The sequence below is a fragment of the Novosphingobium sp. 11B genome, from assembly GCF_054589055.1.
The window spans coordinates 3,692-18,456 of sequence record NZ_BAAILP010000235.1; the positions used below are offsets into that span (position 1 = coordinate 3,692).

At 65.7% G+C, this 14,765-nt stretch carries 19 protein-coding genes; 6 read left to right on the plus strand and 13 right to left on the minus strand.

The window, feature by feature from the left end; translation table 11 throughout:
* Window positions 1-281: 281 nt before the first annotated feature.
* The 8 genes from gatB to rpsU all read right to left on the minus strand — a co-directional run bounded on the left by gatB (window position 282) and on the right by rpsU (window position 6,230).
* Window positions 282-1,784, minus strand: coding sequence for an Asp-tRNA(Asn)/Glu-tRNA(Gln) amidotransferase subunit GatB (gene gatB / locus ACYPYD_RS20695; RefSeq protein WP_069708076.1), 1,503 nt, complete (start codon window positions 1,782-1,784; stop codon window positions 282-284).
* 1 nt (window position 1,785) lies between these two features.
* Window positions 1,786-2,166: a type II toxin-antitoxin system VapC family toxin gene (locus ACYPYD_RS20700; protein WP_459665232.1), complete on the minus strand. Its 381-nt coding sequence runs from the start codon at window positions 2,164-2,166 to the stop codon at window positions 1,786-1,788.
* A 26-nt stretch (window positions 2,167-2,192) separates the two neighbouring features.
* The gene (locus ACYPYD_RS20705; protein WP_008832560.1) at window positions 2,193-2,480 is read right to left on the minus strand and encodes an AbrB/MazE/SpoVT family DNA-binding domain-containing protein; all 288 of its coding nucleotides are present in this window, start codon (window positions 2,478-2,480) and stop codon (window positions 2,193-2,195) included.
* A gap of 207 nt (window positions 2,481-2,687) precedes the next feature.
* Window positions 2,688-4,172: an Asp-tRNA(Asn)/Glu-tRNA(Gln) amidotransferase subunit GatA gene (gatA, locus tag ACYPYD_RS20710; protein ID WP_459665234.1), complete on the minus strand. Its 1,485-nt coding sequence runs from the start codon at window positions 4,170-4,172 to the stop codon at window positions 2,688-2,690.
* Window positions 4,173-4,305: 133 nt separating this feature from the next.
* Window positions 4,306-4,608, minus strand: a complete 303-nt coding sequence (gene gatC / locus ACYPYD_RS20715; protein WP_008832562.1) for an Asp-tRNA(Asn)/Glu-tRNA(Gln) amidotransferase subunit GatC — start codon at window positions 4,606-4,608, stop codon at window positions 4,306-4,308.
* 216 nt (window positions 4,609-4,824) lie between these two features.
* Window positions 4,825-5,301, minus strand: coding sequence for an FKBP-type peptidyl-prolyl cis-trans isomerase (locus tag ACYPYD_RS20720; protein WP_459665236.1), 477 nt, complete (start codon window positions 5,299-5,301; stop codon window positions 4,825-4,827).
* Entirely contained in the window at window positions 5,298-5,858 is a 561-nt protein-coding gene (locus ACYPYD_RS20725; protein ID WP_459665238.1) for an FKBP-type peptidyl-prolyl cis-trans isomerase, read from the minus strand. The genes ACYPYD_RS20720 and ACYPYD_RS20725 overlap by 4 nt, the downstream gene beginning before the upstream one ends.
* 165 nt (window positions 5,859-6,023) lie before the next feature.
* Window positions 6,024-6,230, minus strand: coding sequence for a 30S ribosomal protein S21 (rpsU, locus tag ACYPYD_RS20730; protein ID WP_008832565.1), 207 nt, complete (start codon window positions 6,228-6,230; stop codon window positions 6,024-6,026).
* A 229-nt stretch (window positions 6,231-6,459) separates the two neighbouring features.
* On the opposite strand from rpsU, the gene ACYPYD_RS20735 reads away from it, so the two are divergent.
* From ACYPYD_RS20735 to ACYPYD_RS20760, 6 genes are all read left to right on the plus strand, one after another.
* Entirely contained in the window at window positions 6,460-6,621 is a 162-nt protein-coding gene (locus ACYPYD_RS20735; RefSeq protein WP_459665239.1) for a type II toxin-antitoxin system Phd/YefM family antitoxin, read from the plus strand.
* Window positions 6,622-6,746: 125 nt separating this feature from the next.
* Window positions 6,747-7,154, plus strand: coding sequence for a fluoride efflux transporter CrcB (gene crcB / locus ACYPYD_RS20740; protein ID WP_285016961.1), 408 nt, complete (start codon window positions 6,747-6,749; stop codon window positions 7,152-7,154).
* Window positions 7,151-8,431, plus strand: a complete 1,281-nt coding sequence (locus ACYPYD_RS20745; protein WP_459665240.1) for an RluA family pseudouridine synthase — start codon at window positions 7,151-7,153, stop codon at window positions 8,429-8,431. Before crcB ends, ACYPYD_RS20745 begins: the two co-directional genes overlap by 4 nt.
* Window positions 8,428-9,078, plus strand: coding sequence for an HAD-IA family hydrolase (locus ACYPYD_RS20750; RefSeq protein ID WP_459665242.1), 651 nt, complete (start codon window positions 8,428-8,430; stop codon window positions 9,076-9,078). The genes ACYPYD_RS20745 and ACYPYD_RS20750 overlap by 4 nt, the downstream gene beginning before the upstream one ends.
* Complete coding sequence (locus tag ACYPYD_RS20755) at window positions 9,075-9,302, plus strand: hypothetical protein (protein ID WP_008832571.1); 228 nt, start codon at window positions 9,075-9,077, stop codon at window positions 9,300-9,302. Before ACYPYD_RS20750 ends, ACYPYD_RS20755 begins: the two co-directional genes overlap by 4 nt.
* Complete coding sequence (locus ACYPYD_RS20760; protein WP_008832572.1) at window positions 9,299-10,006, plus strand: ATP12 family chaperone protein; 708 nt, start codon at window positions 9,299-9,301, stop codon at window positions 10,004-10,006. The genes ACYPYD_RS20755 and ACYPYD_RS20760 overlap by 4 nt, the downstream gene beginning before the upstream one ends.
* A gap of 84 nt (window positions 10,007-10,090) precedes the next feature.
* Here the strand turns inward: ACYPYD_RS20760 and ACYPYD_RS20765 are convergent, their stop codons facing one another.
* The 5 genes from ACYPYD_RS20765 to ACYPYD_RS20785 all read right to left on the minus strand — a co-directional run bounded on the left by ACYPYD_RS20765 (window position 10,091) and on the right by ACYPYD_RS20785 (window position 14,565).
* On the minus strand, window positions 10,091-10,639 hold the full coding sequence (locus ACYPYD_RS20765; RefSeq protein ID WP_036523667.1) for an outer membrane protein: 549 nt from the start codon (window positions 10,637-10,639) through the stop codon (window positions 10,091-10,093).
* A 335-nt stretch (window positions 10,640-10,974) separates the two neighbouring features.
* Window positions 10,975-11,583: an ABC-type transport auxiliary lipoprotein family protein gene (locus ACYPYD_RS20770; RefSeq protein WP_036523664.1), complete on the minus strand. Its 609-nt coding sequence runs from the start codon at window positions 11,581-11,583 to the stop codon at window positions 10,975-10,977.
* 11 nt (window positions 11,584-11,594) lie between these two features.
* Window positions 11,595-12,533, minus strand: coding sequence for an MlaD family protein (locus tag ACYPYD_RS20775; protein WP_008832575.1), 939 nt, complete (start codon window positions 12,531-12,533; stop codon window positions 11,595-11,597).
* Between the two features lie 11 nt (window positions 12,534-12,544).
* The gene (locus tag ACYPYD_RS20780; RefSeq protein WP_459665244.1) at window positions 12,545-13,453 is read right to left on the minus strand and encodes an ABC transporter ATP-binding protein; all 909 of its coding nucleotides are present in this window, start codon (window positions 13,451-13,453) and stop codon (window positions 12,545-12,547) included.
* Window positions 13,450-14,565: an ABC transporter permease gene (locus ACYPYD_RS20785; RefSeq protein ID WP_036523655.1), complete on the minus strand. Its 1,116-nt coding sequence runs from the start codon at window positions 14,563-14,565 to the stop codon at window positions 13,450-13,452. The genes ACYPYD_RS20780 and ACYPYD_RS20785 overlap by 4 nt, the downstream gene beginning before the upstream one ends.
* Window positions 14,566-14,765 lie beyond the last annotated feature (200 nt).

Genomic DNA, 14,765 nt, shown 5'->3' on the forward strand with positions numbered 1-14,765 from the left:
AATGCCGGGCCCCCTCACCCCCCCAGGTGAGCTCGTGCAGCGCGCGGAGCCAGATGCCCCGCTTCGCCGAATGCGCGGACGATGCCCCTTGGGCACGCCAGCGCGAAATTGTTGGAAAGACCCCCCCGGTCTTCGCGCAATCGATAGCACCGCGAATTGCGAATACAAGCGGATTATTGCGAACAGTCCCTTCCCGGGACAACAAGAGTTGCACAGCGGACACAAAAAAGCCGCCGGACCCAAGAAACGGCACGGCGGCTTTTTCGTCAGGCTATGAAATCTCAGCCCAGCTTGGCCTTCAGGATTTCGTTGACGACCTGCGGGTTGGCCTTGCCCTGCATCGCCTTCATCGTCTGGCCGACGAAGAAGCCGAACAGCGCCACCTTGCCCTCGCGGTACTGCGCAACCTTGTCGGCATTGGCGGCGAGGATTTCGTCGACCTTGGCCTCGATGGCGCCGGTGTCCGATTCCTGCTTGAGCCCCTCGCGCTCGACGATGACACCCGCGCCGTCGCCGGTTTCGAGCATGATCTCAAGCACCTGCTTGGCGATCGAGCCGGAGATCGTACCCTTGCCGACCAGCGCCAGCAGTTCGGCGGCCTGCGCATGGCTGACCGGCGAATCCTCGAGGCTCTTGCCCAGCTTGTTGAGCGCGCCGAAGAACTCCGAGATCAGCCAGTTCGCCGCCTGCTTGGCGACTTCGGCAGGCGCCTTGCCCTGCGCCGAAGCGGTCTCGGCCAGCAGCGCCTCGAACCACTGGAACGTATCGACGTCGGTGGTCAGCACCGCGGCATTGTAGGCCGACAGCCCCAGTTCGCCTTCGTAGCGCGCGCGCTTGGCGTCCGGCAGTTCGGGCAGCGAGGCGCGGCACGCCTCCAGGAACGCATCGTCCAGTTCCAGCGGTAGCAGGTCCGGGTCCGGGAAGTAGCGATAGTCGTGCGCGTCTTCCTTCGAGCGCATTGAGCGGGTGGTGCCGCTGTTCGGATCGAACAGGCGGGTTTCCTGCACGATCTTGCCGCCGCCCTCGATCACGTCGACCTGGCGGTTCGCCTCGTGCTCGATCGTCTGCATGACGAAGCGCACCGAATTGACGTTCTTGGTTTCGGTACGGGTGCCGAACTCGTCACCGGGCTTGCGGACCGAGACGTTGACGTCGCAGCGCATCGAGCCCTGGTCCATGTTGCCGTCGCACGAACCGACGTAGCGCAGGATCGTGCGCAGCTTGGCGACATAGGCCCCGGCCTCTGCGGGCGAGCGCATGTCCGGACGGCTGACGATCTCCATCAGCGCCACGCCCGAACGGTTGAGGTCCACATAGGACATCGTCGGGTGCTGATCGTGCATCAGCTTGCCCGCATCCTGCTCGACGTGGATGCGCTCGATGCCGATGACCTTGTCCTCGGGGATACCGGCCTTCTCGTCCGCCTCGATCGTCAGCGAGCCTTCGCCGACGAGCGGGTGGTAGAGCTGGCTGATCTGGTAGCCCTGCGGAAGATCGGCGTAGAAGTAGTTCTTGCGATCGAAACGCGACCACTTGTTGATCTGCGCATCGATGGCCATGCCGGTGCGCACCGCCTGGCGGATGCACTCGCCGTTCGGCACCGGCAGCATGCCCGGCATCGCCGCGTCGATCAGCGAGACCTGCGTATTCGGCTCCGCGCCGAACGCCGTCGCCGAGCCGGAGAACAGCTTGGAATTGGACGTGACCTGCGCATGGACTTCAAGGCCGATCACGACCTCCCAGTCCCCGGTGGCGCCCTGGATGCGATAGGTGGAAGTGGACATCTCAAGCCTTACTTGTGTCGATGTACGGGTCGATCAAGTCGACCTCGGGAAAATACGTCGCGAACCCCTTACGGTCCCGCGTGACAATAGGCCAGCCCCGGTTCGCCGCCTGCGCGCCGATCAGGAAATCGGGCAGGATGCTGGTGCGGACGCCGCCGTTGCGCCGGTATTGCCTGTATGCCGTTCCGGCCCGGTGGCAATCGGCCAGAGAAAGCCGCGCCGTATTCAGCCCGAAGCCGTTCAGCAGGTCTGCAACGTCCTGCGCGGAGGCATAATTGCCGGAAATCTCCGCGAAGATGATCTCGTTGACGAACAGGTCGCTTGCCGCGCCCAGATCGGCGATCCGCTGGTGGAAATAGTCGGGAGCGCGGTTGCCGAGCATGTCGATGACGACATTCGAATCGAAGATCACACTTCCGGCCCGTCGCCGCGCATCATGCGCTGGTATTCGAGCCCGTCCATGTCCGGATCCAGCGCCTTGCCCGCAAATTTCGCTCGCGTTTCGTGCAGGCGGCCCAGAAATGCTTCCTTGCGCGCTTCGATCCGCGCCGGATCGTCGGCACGGATGATGCGGGCATTGCCGTCGCCGTCCAACTCGAACGCCACCGCCTGACCGGGCTTGAGGCCCAGCGCATCGCGGATGTCCTTGGGCACCGTAACCTGGCCCTTGACCGTCATGTTGGACTCGAACTTCACGGCGGAAGTATTACCTCTCGCCCGCATTACCGTCAACGCAGCGGCTGGGCCGATGCCTCCGTTTCGGACGCAGGAACCCATGGCGCGAGCGGGGCGGCGCGTCCGCCTTCGCAGGCGCCTCACGCCGCCGCGCGGCCTTTTCGCGCGAGGGCCGCGCGAACAGGTCGCCCAGCCCTTCAATGACTGAGACGACCAGTTCGAACCAGCTTACCACCACGTCTCCGGCTTCGCCGCAAACGCCGCGCGGCCTTCGATGGCCAGCCCTGCGTTCAGCACGCCCTGCTCATCGAGCGGGCGGCCGATGATCTGGAGACCCAGCGGCAGCCCCTGCGCGTCGAGGCCGGCCGGCACCGACATGGCAGGCAGGCCCGCCAGCGAGGCCGGGACCGTGAACACGTCGTTGAGGTACATCGCGATCGGATCTTCGTTGCTTTCGCCAAGGGCAAAGGCGGCGCTCGGCGCGGTCGGGGTCAGGAGGACGTCGACCTGCTCGAAGGCCTTGGCGAAGTCCTGCGAGATCAGCGCGCGCACCTTCTGCGCCTTGGTGTAATAGGCGTCGTAGAAGCCCGCCGACAGCACATACGTACCGATCAGGATGCGGCGCTTGACCTCGGCCCCGAAACCGTCGGCGCGGGTGGCGGCGTACATGTCCTGCAGACCCGCTCCATCGGGCAGATCGCGCAGGCCGTAGCGCACGCCGTCATAGCGCGCGAGGTTCGACGAGGCTTCGGCAGGCGCGATGATGTAGTAGGTCGCCAGCGCGTACTGCGTGTGCGGCAGTGAGACTTCGACCACTTCGGCGCCCGCGTCCTTGAGCCAGGCGATGCCCTGCTCCCAGATCGCCTCGATCTCGGCGGGCATGCCCTCGACGCGGTATTCCTTCGGGATGCCGACCTTCTTGCCCTTGAGGTCGCCCGACAGAGCGGCGGCCCAGTCCGGCACCGGCAGATTCAGGCTGGTCGCGTCCTTGGGGTCGAACCCGGCCATGCTTTCCAGCAGGATCGCGCAGTCGGTCACGTCGCGCGCCATGGCGCCCGCCTGGTCGAGCGAGCTGGCATAGGCCACCACGCCCCAGCGCGAACAGCGCCCGTAAGTCGGCTTGATGCCGGTGGTGCCGGTGTAGGCGGCGGGCTGGCGGATCGAGCCGCCGGTGTCTGTGCCGGTGGCGGCAGGCACGAGCCGCGCCGCGATCGCCGCCGAGGAACCGCCCGAGGAGCCGCCCGCCGTCAGCGGCGCATTGCTGCCAGGCCGGCGCCAGGGCGACACGACCGAGCCGAAATGGCTGCTCTCGTTCGAAGAGCCCATCGCGAACTGGTCGAGGTTGAGCTTGCCCAGCAGGCCCGCGCCCGCATCCCACAGCTTCTGCGAGACGGTCGATTCGTACTGCGGCACGAAACCTTCGAGGATGTGGCTGGCGGCGGTGGTCTGCACGCCGTTGGTGGCGAACAGGTCCTTCATGCCGATGGGCACGCCGCCCATGGGACCGAGCGCTTCGCCGGCGGCGCGCTTGGCGTCGATGGTCTTCGCGGCGGCGATCGCGTGATCGGGGGTGGCGACGATGAAGGCGTTCAGCGCGTCCTGCGCCGCCGCGACGTTGGCGTTGAACGCCTCGGCCACTTCGACGGCGGAGAAGGTTCCGGCGGCGATGCCGTCGCGGATGGCGGCTACGCCAAGGTCGGTAATGTCAGTCATGCTGCATTCCAGATTTTGTGTGCTGCCCGTGCTTGCTTCGACAAGCTCAGCATGAGCGGGGATAGATTCAAAGTCTCTCTCCCCCAACTCCGCTCATCCTGAGCTTGTCGAAGGATCGGAATAATCCAAAGGCTTACTCGATCACCTTGGGCACGCCGAAGAAGCCGTGCTGCGCGGCGGGCGCATTGGCCAGCACCGCGTCGCGCTTGTCGCCGCCGGTCAGCGGGTCGGCGTCGATCACGTCGTCGCGCAGGCGCAGGGTGTTGGGGATCACGGCGGTCATCGGCTCGACACCGTCGGTGTCGACTTGTCCGAGTTGCTCCACCCAGGCAAGGATGCCGTTCAGTTCGGGCACCATGGCCTCGAGTTCCTGCTCGCTCACCTTGATGCGCGCGAGGCTGGCGATCTTCGCCACGGTTGCGGTATCGACCGACATGGCTTTCCCTTTACGGTTGAGCCCGCCGCGCATGGAAGCACGGCGGGCGGAAATTCGATAGCGGTGCGCTAGCAGCGGGGGGCGCAGGCTTCAAGCTTGCGTCGCCCCGGATTTGCTCCGGGACCGCTGGCCGTGAACAGCCCACCTGATCGCGCGCGCTGCAAGGCCGCGCCTAACGACAGCCACCGGTCCCGGATCAAGTCCGGGACGACGCATTTACTGCGCGGGCTTGGCTGCCTCGCCCTGCTGCTGGGCCGCCTGAGCCTGCATCTGCGCCATCATCGCCTGAATTTCCTCAGGCGTCTTGAAGTCGAGCAAGTCGATCTCGAAGACCAGCGTGGAATTCGCCGGGATCGGGCCGGACGCCTGCGCGCCGTAGCCGAGTTCAGGCGGAATGGTCAGGCGATAACGCCCGCCACGCTCCATCTGGAGCAACCCTTGCGCGAAGCCGGGAACGACTTCGTCCAGCGCCATCGGCATCTGCTCGTTCTGGTCAAACACGGTGCCGTCCTGCAGCATGCCCTTGTAGTTGATCAGCACATAGCCATGCTCGGGCGGCTTGCCGCCGGTCCCGGCCTTGATCGCCTCGACCTTGACTTGCGGAGCCGCGGGCGTTGCAGCCGGAGCGGCAGCTTGCGCGAATACAGCCGAGGGCGCTGCCATGAGGAGCAGCGCCGCGATCGCTGACTTCACTGCGCCGGAACCGGAGCCGGCGCAGCCGCACCCGGAGGCATCGCACCCGGGGCGCCCGGAGCACCAGCACCGCCCTGCATCTGCTGGAGCTGCTGCAGTATCTGCTGCTGCTGGCGGATTTCGGCGAGGCTCTTGTAGTCGATCAGTTCGACTTCGAACTTGAGGTCGGCGTTCGCGGGGATCCGCGAACCGGCGGGCGGGTTGGCGCCGTAGGCCAGCTCGGCGGGAATCGTGACGTCGTACTTGCCGCCGCGCTGCATCTTCATCAGCGCCTTGGAGAAGCCGGGCACGAACTGCGCGACGGGGTTGGGGTAGTTCTTGTTCTCGTCGAACACCTTGCCGTCGGTCAGCATGCCCTTGTAGTTGATGAGCACGACGTCTTCCATCGTCGGCGAGGCGCCGGTGCCGGCGGTCAGCGTCTTGACGGTGGGCGCGGGCGGCAGCGCGGCATAGGCCACACCGGCCGAGGCCAGAGCGATCGCGACGACACCGATCCAGATCTTGGAAACAGCGCCCTTTTCGATCGGCTGCAGCGCAACGCGGGTGATCTCTGTCATCGTCTGTGGCCCTCGTATTCTTTTGAAGCGCCCGGGCTGGCATCCCTTGCAGATGCACAAAGGGCGCGGAATGGTGATTCCGCGCCCTCATGGCTCAACCCGGCGCGGCATTCAAGCCGCTGATCCAGATTTAAAGGTGCCCTGCGCAAAAGCGCAGGAAAGCTCTTACTTCGAGCCGTCGCGCTCGGCGCGCTTGCGCTCAAGCTTGCGAGCGCGGCGAACGGCGGCAGCCTTTTCGCGAGCGCGCTTTTCCGACGGCTTCTCGAAGTGACGGCGCAGCTTCATCTCACGATACACGCCTTCACGCTGCAGCTTCTTCTTGAGCGCACGAAGAGCCTGATCGACGTTGTTGTCGCGGACGAGAATCTGCATAAACCGAAACACCTCACAAAACAGACGAAGCCGCCACGCATCCGGTTCGGCGCGGCGTGCTGCGAATCTAGAGCCAATAAAAGGCCGCCGCCGGACTCGGAGGCAGCTGATTGAGCGGCCCGTTAGCAAAGTGACGGCCTGAAGACAAGGGTTAAGGCGAAGAGGCTGCATCCATAACCGCGCCATCCGACTTTGCGGAAACCCGCCTTCCCCTCCATCATCGAACGCCATGGAGCAACACCCCAAGCCTTTGTCCATTACTCAGGCCCAAGCCCGGTTCGCGGCGCTGGTTGATGAAGCCGTAGCGGGGAAGGAAGTCATCATATCGGACCAACATGGGCGAACGGTACGCCTCGTGCCTATCCGTCCGCCCCCGCCTTCGGCTTCCTGACGGGCTGACTTCCTACCCTGTCAGTATGCCTGAAACCGAGAAACGCGTCCCCATCGCGCAGGTTCATCCCTAACCTTCAACCCGGCCGGATTGGAATTCCGGCGATTCGCGGCTAAGGCGGCGCCATGCCCCAACCTTCCTTTATACTGGCCTCTCTCTATGTGGCCCTCGGCGGCGCGTTCGGCTCGTGGCTGCGCTTCCTCGTCGGGCGCGGCTGGACCGCTGCGCTCGGCCCGGTGCGCGCGGGCGTCTTTCCTTATGGCACCCTCACCGTCAACGTCATCGGCAGCGTGCTGATGGGCCTGCTGACCGGCTGGCTCGCCCGCCTCGGAAGTTCCGGCGAGAGCACCCGCCTGCTGCTCGGCATCGGCGTGCTGGGCGGGTTCACGACGTTCTCGTCGATGAGCCTCGATTTCGCCACCTTGATCCAGCGGGGCGAGATCGCCACCGCTGCCTTTTATACCGCCCTGTCACTGCTCGCCGGATTCGGCGGCCTGTTCCTCGGCCTTTTTGTTATGCGGAGCGTGGCATGAGCAATATCGATATCGTCCGTCAATTCACCGTCGGTCAGGATGACGACGGCGTCCGCCTCGACCGCTGGTTCAAGCGGCACTTGCCCAAGGTGGGCTTCGCGATGGTCTCGCGCTGGGCGCGCACCGGCCAGATTCGCGTCGACGGCAAGCGCGCCGACGTCGACACCCGGCTGGAAGCGGGCCAGACCCTGCGCGTGCCGCCCGGCGGCGAGCAGAAGGCCAGCGCCAACGGCGAACGCCCCCGCCGTGAATTGACCGAGGCCGAGATCGAACTCGCCGATTCGATGGTGCTGACGCAGGACCGCGCCGCGATCGTGCTCAACAAGCCGCCGGGCCTCGCCACGCAAGGCGGCTCGGGCATGAAGGAGCATGTCGACGGCCTGCTCGACGCCTATGTCGAGAAGGGACCGCGCCCGCGCCTCGTCCATCGGCTCGACAAGGACACCTCGGGCGTCCTGCTGATCGCCCGCACCCCGGGCAGCGCGGCGTTCTTCTCCAAGCGGTTCTCAGGGAGGACCGCCAAGAAGATCTACTGGGCGCTGGTGGTCGGGGTGCCGAGCATCAACGACGGCATGATCGAACTGCCGCTCGCCAAGCAGCCGGGCACCGGCGGCGAGAAGATGCATGTGGACGAGAAGGAAGGCCAGACCGCCCGCACCCGCTACCGCGTGATCGACCGCGCCGGCAACCGCGCCGCCTGGGTCGAGCTGCACCCGCTGACCGGCCGCACCCACCAGCTGCGCGTCCACATGGCGGCGATCGGCCACCCGATCGTCGGCGACGGCAAGTACGGCGGGCAGGAGGCGTTCCTGACCGGCTCGATCAGTCGCAAGATGCACCTCCACGCACGTCGCCTCCTGATCGAGCACCCGGACGGCGCCCCGCTGGACGTCACCGCTCCTCTTCCGGAACACTTCGCCAATTCGCTGGAGCAACTGGGCTTCGTCGAATCGGAAGGCGACGCCGAGATCGAGGCTCCGGCCGAGTTCACCAAGGAAGACCAGAAGAAGGCCGCCAAGCAGCACGCCAAGGAATATCGCAAGGAACGCCGGGGCGAGCGCCGCAAGCGCAGCGATGGCCCCGGCTCGGGCCAGACGCGGCTGAGCAAGCCTAGTGGGAAGCCCGGTGGAAAGGCGCCCGGAAAGCCTGCGGGCAAGTCGTTCGGGAAGCCGGGCGGCAAGCCCGCACGTCCCGGTGGCAAGCCTTCCGGTCCGCGCACGGGCGCAGCGCGCTCCGCTCCCAAGCCCGGCGGCGCGCCGCGAGGCAGGTCCCGGTGAAACTGGCGGTCTTCGACTGCGACGGCACCCTCGTCGATGGGCAGGCGCCGATCTGCGAGGCGATGGAGGCGGCCTTCGCCGCCTTCTCGCTGCCTTCACCGACGCGCGGGAGCATCCGGCGTGCGGTCGGGCTTTCGCTGCCTCAGGCGATCCGCCAGTTGCTGCCCGATTCGGACGTCGAGCAGCAACACGCCATGGCCGAGGCCTACAAGCTCTCGTTCCGCACCGCGCGCGAACAGGGCCGTGTCGCCCAGCCGCTGTTCCCGGGGATCGAGGACACCTTGCGCGCCCTTCATGCGAATGGCTGGACGCTGGGCGTCGCCACCGGCATGTCGGATCGCGGCCTCGGCTTCTGCCTTGAGGCGAACGGCATCGCCGACCTCTTCGTGACGCTCCAGACCGCCGACCGTCATCCCTCCAAGCCCCACCCCGCGATGCTGGAAGAGGCTTTGTTCGAAGCGGGCGCGCAGGCGTCGGAAGCCGTGATGATCGGCGACACGGCCTACGACATGCAGATGGCGACGTCCGCGCAAGTCCGCGCGGTCGGCGTGGATTGGGGCTATCACCACCCGCGCGAACTGTCCGAAGCGGGCGCCGAAATGGTCGCCGAGACCCCGGCGCAACTGCTGGAGCACTTGCTCAGGTGAGCCAGCCGAAACCCGATCGCGATCCCGCAGCGCTGCGCTTCGCGATCATCAATATCGTGCGCATCGCCGGTGTCGCTTTCGTCGTGCTCGGCCTGCTGATGACGCAAGGCCGTATCTTTCCCGGCGCGCCGGCATGGGTCGCCTACCTCCTCCTCGCCAACGGGCTGATCGACGCCTTCGTCCTGCCCGCGATTCTCATCAGAAAGTGGCGCACACCCAAATGAAGCGTTTCTACAAGGAAGCGACCGCCGAGCAGACCGAAAACGGCCCGGAAGACTCGGGCTGGCGCGCGGTCCTCGACGGCCGCCCAATCCGCACCGCAGGCGGCCGCCCGCAAGTCGTGCCGACGCAGGCGCTGGCGCAGGCGCTGGCCGCCGAATGGGCCAGACAGGGCGAGGAGATCGACACCGCGACCTTCCACTACCGCGACCTTGCCGACTTCGCGATCGACGCCGTCGCGCCCGCGCGCGGCACCGTCATCGCCGAACTGCTGCCTTACGCCGAGACCGACACTCTGTGCTACCGCGCCGACCCGGACGAGGCGCTCTACAAGCGGCAGATGGAAATGTGGGAGCCCGTGCTCTCATCCGCAGAGGCGCGGCTTGGCGTCACTTTCACACGCATCTCCGGCATCATCCACAAGCCGCAGCCGGGACCGACGCTGGCGTGTCTGCGCAGCGAACTGGACGCCTGCAGCGATTTCGAACTGGCCGCGCTCAAGATGCTGTCGAGCCTCTCCGCCTCGCTGGTCATCGCGCTGGAGGCGATCCGTCCCGGCGCCGATGCCGAAGCCTTGTGGAAGGCCGCCGAACTGGAGGCCGACTGGCAGGTCGAACTCTGGGGCGAGGACTGGGAAGCCACCGAACGCCGCGCCGCCCGGTTCGAGGCGTTCAGGCTGGCGATCGCACTGGCCGCACTCTCCCGCTGAAACGGAAAAGACCCGCCGCGGCGAGAGCCGGGCGGGTCTTTTGGCAAGAGCGGACGCCTACGGCGCCCGCCCCATGTCCTGAGATCAGAACTTGGCGCCCAGCGCGACGAGCGCGTTGTGGCGGCTGAAATCGCTTTCGTAGTTCGAGTAACGGTACTCGGCCTTAACGAAAAGGCGGTCCGACAAGTCGTACTGAGCGCCTGCGCCGAGACGGAAGCCGTCGCCATTGGCGCCTTCACCGTAGCTGTCGACACCATCGGTGTAAGTCACGCGCAGGCGGGCGTTGGTGTAGCCGCCGAGCACGTAAATCTTGCTGCGCTCACCGACCTGGGTGCCGAGGCGCACGACAGCGGCGAGATCGCGGCCGGTCTTGATGCAGAGACGCTCGGCACCGGCCGACGCGCATTCCTTGGTGGTGCTGTCGGCGGCAGTGCCCTGGATGCCGACGAACAGGCCGTTCGACAGGGGAATGTCGTAGCCGGCGCTGATGCCGTAGGCGACGCCTTCGTCCGATTCGCCACCGACCGAGATCGAGTCGAGACCGGTTTCCACCTGCACGAAAGCCTGTGCCTGGGCGGCGGCCGGAACGGCGAACAGCGCGGCGGCAACGGCCACCGGGACGAACTTCTTCATGGTATGCTCCTGCAATATTCTTGTCGCACCCGCACCGTTACCGGCAGCAGGGAGGCGCCCCTTAGCGGGAGCGAAATTGCCGTCAAACCAAAGAGTTGTTTCTGGATTGTCATCAAAGCGTCACTGTTGCCGGCAAGCAACAGAAACAAATGTCGAGAAACGGTATTTTCAACCGTTTCCCGTCAATTCATTCGTTTGCCGTGATTTAAGCGCGATATGCGAACGAAAACTTTTTACGTTCGTCTCTTTTATATCGCGAAGGCGCTTCCCATGGACTTTTTAAATTAATCCTGGCCCTTGGCGAAACTCCGCCTGCGCTCCACGCAGCGAGGCGGTCAACCCTTGACCCAGTCCGCCACCTGCCGCGCGACGTCGTTCGCCGCCTGGTTGAGCGCTGCGCCCACCGGCTTGGCCTTGGCCTCCACGCCGTTCACCACGGCCTCGAAGCGCTTCGTCTGCAGCGGGCCGCCGCCGCGCTCCGAGCGCACCGCATCGAAGCGTACCACGACGGCGCTGCGCTGCGCGTCATAACCCATCTGCAGCAGGCGGCCGCCGATGAGCGTCTTGCCGGTGACCTCGAAGTCGCCGCCCTCGACCACCAGCTGGCCGGTGCGGGCGCGCAGTGTTTCCGCCAGCAGGGAGCGGAACTGGCGCGTCGGTTTTTCCACCCACAGCGCTTCCTTGAGATAGGCGACGCTGGATGCATTGACCGTCACCGGCACGCGCAACACGTCGAGGCCGCGATCGGCCTCCGGGTCGAGCACGACAATGGCGTCGCTGAGCGTCCCGGTGGTGGTGGTGCCTACAGGGGCGCTTTCCTGCGGGGTCAACTTCAACAGGTCGTCCGGCGGATCGCTGCCGAGGCTGACGCAGCCGGCGACGGAGAAAGCGGCGACAGCTGCGAGCAGCCCGCAAGCCAGCCTTTTCGTATAGTGGCGGTTCATCGCGATACCCCTCACGGCTTATAGTCGGGCAGTTTCTGCCCCTTGAGCAGCGCTCCGGCGCCCTGCTCGTCGATCTTCTCGGTCAGGCTGCGCAGCGCCTTGCTGGTGGCGCGCAGATCGCGGATCGCGCTCTCGGCGGCGGGCAGGGTCTGCTCGGACACCTGATCCAGGGCGGGTTGCGCGTGAGCCATCGTCTTGTCGAGCTGGTCCATCGACTTCTGCGCCGAAGCCAGCGTCTTGCGCAGCTGGTCGGCCAGCGAACTGCCCTCGTCGCCCAGCAGGTTGTCAGCCTTGTGCGCCACGCCTTCAAACGCGGCGAGGGTGCGCGTCGCCTGCTGCAGGGAGCCCTGCAGTTCGCTCATCGTCGCGCGCAGCTGTGGTGTCGCCTGCGACAGGTCCTTGGTCATCTTGTCGGTATTGGCGAGGATGCCGGTGATCGACTTGCGGTTTTCCGCGCTCATCAGCTGGTTGAGGTTCTCGGTCAGCGTGGCGAGGCGTTCCATCAGCAGCGGCGCGTTGGTCAGCAGCTCACCGAAGCCGCCGCGCTTGGTCGGGATGACCGGCACACCTTCCGGCCCCGGCTCGGTCAGCAGCGGCGCGCCCTTAACGGCGCCTTCCAGCTGGATGTCGGAAACGCCGGTGAAGCTGCCCTGGATGGTCGCGGTGGTGCCCACCGTGATCGGCACCTTCTCATCGACCTTGACGCGCACGCGCACGAAGCTGGGGTCCTGCGGCCACAGCTCGATCTGCGTGACCTGGCCCGAAGGCACGCCCGCGTAGCCGACTTCCGAGCCCTTGGCCAAGCCGTCCACCGACTGCTTGAAGAAGATGTCGTATTCGTTCTGGGCGCCTTCGTTGAGCCGCGCGATCCAGATGACGAACGCCGCGAGCGCCGCCAGCAGGACGAGCGTGACGACTCCGACCCAGACGTGATTGGCTTTGGTTTCCATCGCCTGCGCCCCTATGCCTCCGACTTCTTGCTGTCCGTGTCGGACGGCGAACTAGCTTGAACCGCCTCGGCGGCCCCATGTTCCGATTTCATGTGTTCCGGCAAAGCCTTTTCGGACATTGGCGGATCGTCCTTCGCGGCAAGCGCCGCGCGGCCACGCGGGCCGTTGAAGTATTCCTGTATCCACGGATGGTCTAGCGCCAGCAGTTCCGGGATCGTGCCCACCGCGATGACCTTCTTGTCCGCCAGCACCGCCACCCGGTCGCAGATCGCATAGAGCGTGTCGAGATCGTGGGTGATGAGGAAGACGGTAAGCCCCAGCGTTTCCTTCAGCTCGCGCGTCAGGCTGTCGAAGGCGGCAGCGCCGATCGGGTCGAGGCCCGCGGTCGGCTCGTCGAGGAACAGCAGTTCGGGGTCCAGCGCCAGCGCACGGGCAAGCCCGGCGCGCTTCTTCATGCCGCCCGAAAGCTCGCTCGGGAACTTGAACGCGGCGTTTTCCGGGAGCCCCGAAAGGCGCACCTTGAAGCGGGCGATCTCGGCCCGCAAGCTGTCGGTGATCTCGGGAAAGAACTGCTTGAGCGGGACTTCGACGTTCTCACCCACGGTCAGGGTCGAGAACAGCGCGCCGCCCTGGAACAGCACACCCCAGCGCGAGCGCAAGTCGATATCCTCGTCCTCGGTCGCCTCGCCCATCTTGTGGCCGAGCACGGTGATGCTGCCCTCGGCCGGGTGCTGCAGCCCGATGATCGAGCGCATCAGCACCGACTTGCCGGTGCCCGAACCGCCGACGACGCCCAGGATCTCGCCCTTGCGGACCTTGAGGTCGAGGTCCTCGTGGATCACGTGCTCACCGAAGGCGCTGCGCAGCCCTTCGACGAGGATCGGGTATTCGCCCTGATAATCGTCCGAGAGGTCCGTCATGCCCAACCGATTTTCGTGAAGAAGATGGCGAAGAAGGCGTCGAGAACGATCACCGTGAAGATCGCGGTGACCACCGCCTGCGTCGTGCGCGCGCCGACTTCCTCGGCGTTGGCGGTCACCTGCATGCCCTGGTAGCAGCCCGCGAGCGCCACGATCAGGGCGAAGACCGGCGCCTTGATCAGGCCGATGTAGACGTCGGTGATCGGCACCACTTCCTGCGTGCGCTGCAGGAAGGTCCAGAACGGAATGTCGAGGGCCAGACCGCCGATCGTCGCGCCGCCGATGATCGCCAGGACCGAGCTGTAAAAGCCCAGCAGCGGCATCATCAGCATCGAGGCGAGCACGCGCGGCACCACCAGCGCCTGCACCGGCGAAACGCCGATGGTGCGCATCGCGTCCACTTCCTCAGTCAGCTTCATCGTGCCGATCTGTGCGGCGAAGGCCGATCCCGAACGACCCGCGACCATGATCGAGGTCATCAGGATGCCCAGTTCGCGCATCGACAGGCGGCCGGTGAGGTTGATCGTGTAGAATTCCGCGCCGAACTGCGCCAGCTGCACCGCGCCCTGCTGCGCGATGACGATGCCGATGAGGAAGCTCATCAGCCCGATGATCCACAGCGAGTTGATGCCCACATACTGCATGTGGAACACCAGCGCCGTGCCGCGCAGCTTCGACGGGCGGCGGATCACCGCGCCGAGGGCGAGGATCAGTTCGCCCAGGAAGTCGAGCACCTTGACGATGCCCTGCCCCCAGTTCGCCATCAGATCGCCGAGTTCGTCCAACTGACGGGTGATGAAGGGCAGCTTCGGCTCCGGCTCGGCCTCATGCTCGTGCATGTTGCCAATGGCGGCGAAGAGGCGGCGCGCCTGCTCGTTCTCTCCGGTGATCTCCAGCCCGCGCTGGTTGGCATAGTGCGTGACCAGCCATGCGCCAGTGGTGTCGATATCAGTGACGCCGGACATGTCCACGCGGGTGAAATTCCCGCTCAGGCCATGCAGCTTGGCGTCGAGATTGCCCAGCGAATGGACGCAAAGCGGTCCCTTCAGCGCCAGGACATGGTCGGCGCCTTGGTCGTTTTCCGACAGGGTGAATTCAGCCCATTCCCGCATGTTCGCTCGCTTTGGGGGAAAAACCATGGACCGGCAAGATGTTCCATGCTGGCGACGAGATGTGTCACTTTGATTGCACCCCGTCACCCAACACACTTCGTCATCCCAGCGAAGGCTGGGACCGCTGGCCTGTTAATGCCACCTATCGTCAGTACGCCCTGCCGAGGGGTGGGCTTTACGCGGCCAGCGGTCCCAGCCTT

What these genes read in the sequence shown, in the direction of transcription:
- gatB (WP_069708076.1), bottom strand. Translation starts at nt 1,784, where the DNA reads ATGTCCACTTCCACCTATCGCATCCAGGGCGCCACCGGGGACTGGGAG.
- ACYPYD_RS20700 (WP_459665232.1), bottom strand. Translation starts at nt 2,166, where the DNA reads ATGCTCGGCAACCGCGCTCCCGACTATTTCCACCAGCGGATCGCCGAT.
- gatA (WP_459665234.1), bottom strand. Translation starts at nt 4,172, where the DNA reads ATGACTGACATTACCGACCTTGGCGTAGCCGCCATCCGCGACGGCATC.
- gatC (WP_008832562.1), bottom strand. Translation starts at nt 4,608, where the DNA reads ATGTCGGTCGATACCGCAACCGTGGCGAAGATCGCCAGCCTCGCGCGC.
- ACYPYD_RS20725 (WP_459665238.1), bottom strand. Translation starts at nt 5,858, where the DNA reads ATGACAGAGATCACCCGCGTTGCGCTGCAGCCGATCGAAAAGGGCGCT.
- rpsU (WP_008832565.1), bottom strand. Translation starts at nt 6,230, where the DNA reads ATGCAGATTCTCGTCCGCGACAACAACGTCGATCAGGCTCTTCGTGCG.
- ACYPYD_RS20735 (WP_459665239.1), top strand. Translation starts at nt 6,460, where the DNA reads ATGGAGCAACACCCCAAGCCTTTGTCCATTACTCAGGCCCAAGCCCGG.
- crcB (WP_285016961.1), top strand. Translation starts at nt 6,747, where the DNA reads ATGCCCCAACCTTCCTTTATACTGGCCTCTCTCTATGTGGCCCTCGGC.
- ACYPYD_RS20745 (WP_459665240.1), top strand. Translation starts at nt 7,151, where the DNA reads ATGAGCAATATCGATATCGTCCGTCAATTCACCGTCGGTCAGGATGAC.
- ACYPYD_RS20760 (WP_008832572.1), top strand. Translation starts at nt 9,299, where the DNA reads ATGAAGCGTTTCTACAAGGAAGCGACCGCCGAGCAGACCGAAAACGGC.
- ACYPYD_RS20765 (WP_036523667.1), bottom strand. Translation starts at nt 10,639, where the DNA reads ATGAAGAAGTTCGTCCCGGTGGCCGTTGCCGCCGCGCTGTTCGCCGTT.
- ACYPYD_RS20770 (WP_036523664.1), bottom strand. Translation starts at nt 11,583, where the DNA reads ATGAACCGCCACTATACGAAAAGGCTGGCTTGCGGGCTGCTCGCAGCT.
- ACYPYD_RS20775 (WP_008832575.1), bottom strand. Translation starts at nt 12,533, where the DNA reads ATGGAAACCAAAGCCAATCACGTCTGGGTCGGAGTCGTCACGCTCGTC.
- ACYPYD_RS20780 (WP_459665244.1), bottom strand. Translation starts at nt 13,453, where the DNA reads ATGACGGACCTCTCGGACGATTATCAGGGCGAATACCCGATCCTCGTC.
- ACYPYD_RS20785 (WP_036523655.1), bottom strand. Translation starts at nt 14,565, where the DNA reads ATGCGGGAATGGGCTGAATTCACCCTGTCGGAAAACGACCAAGGCGCC.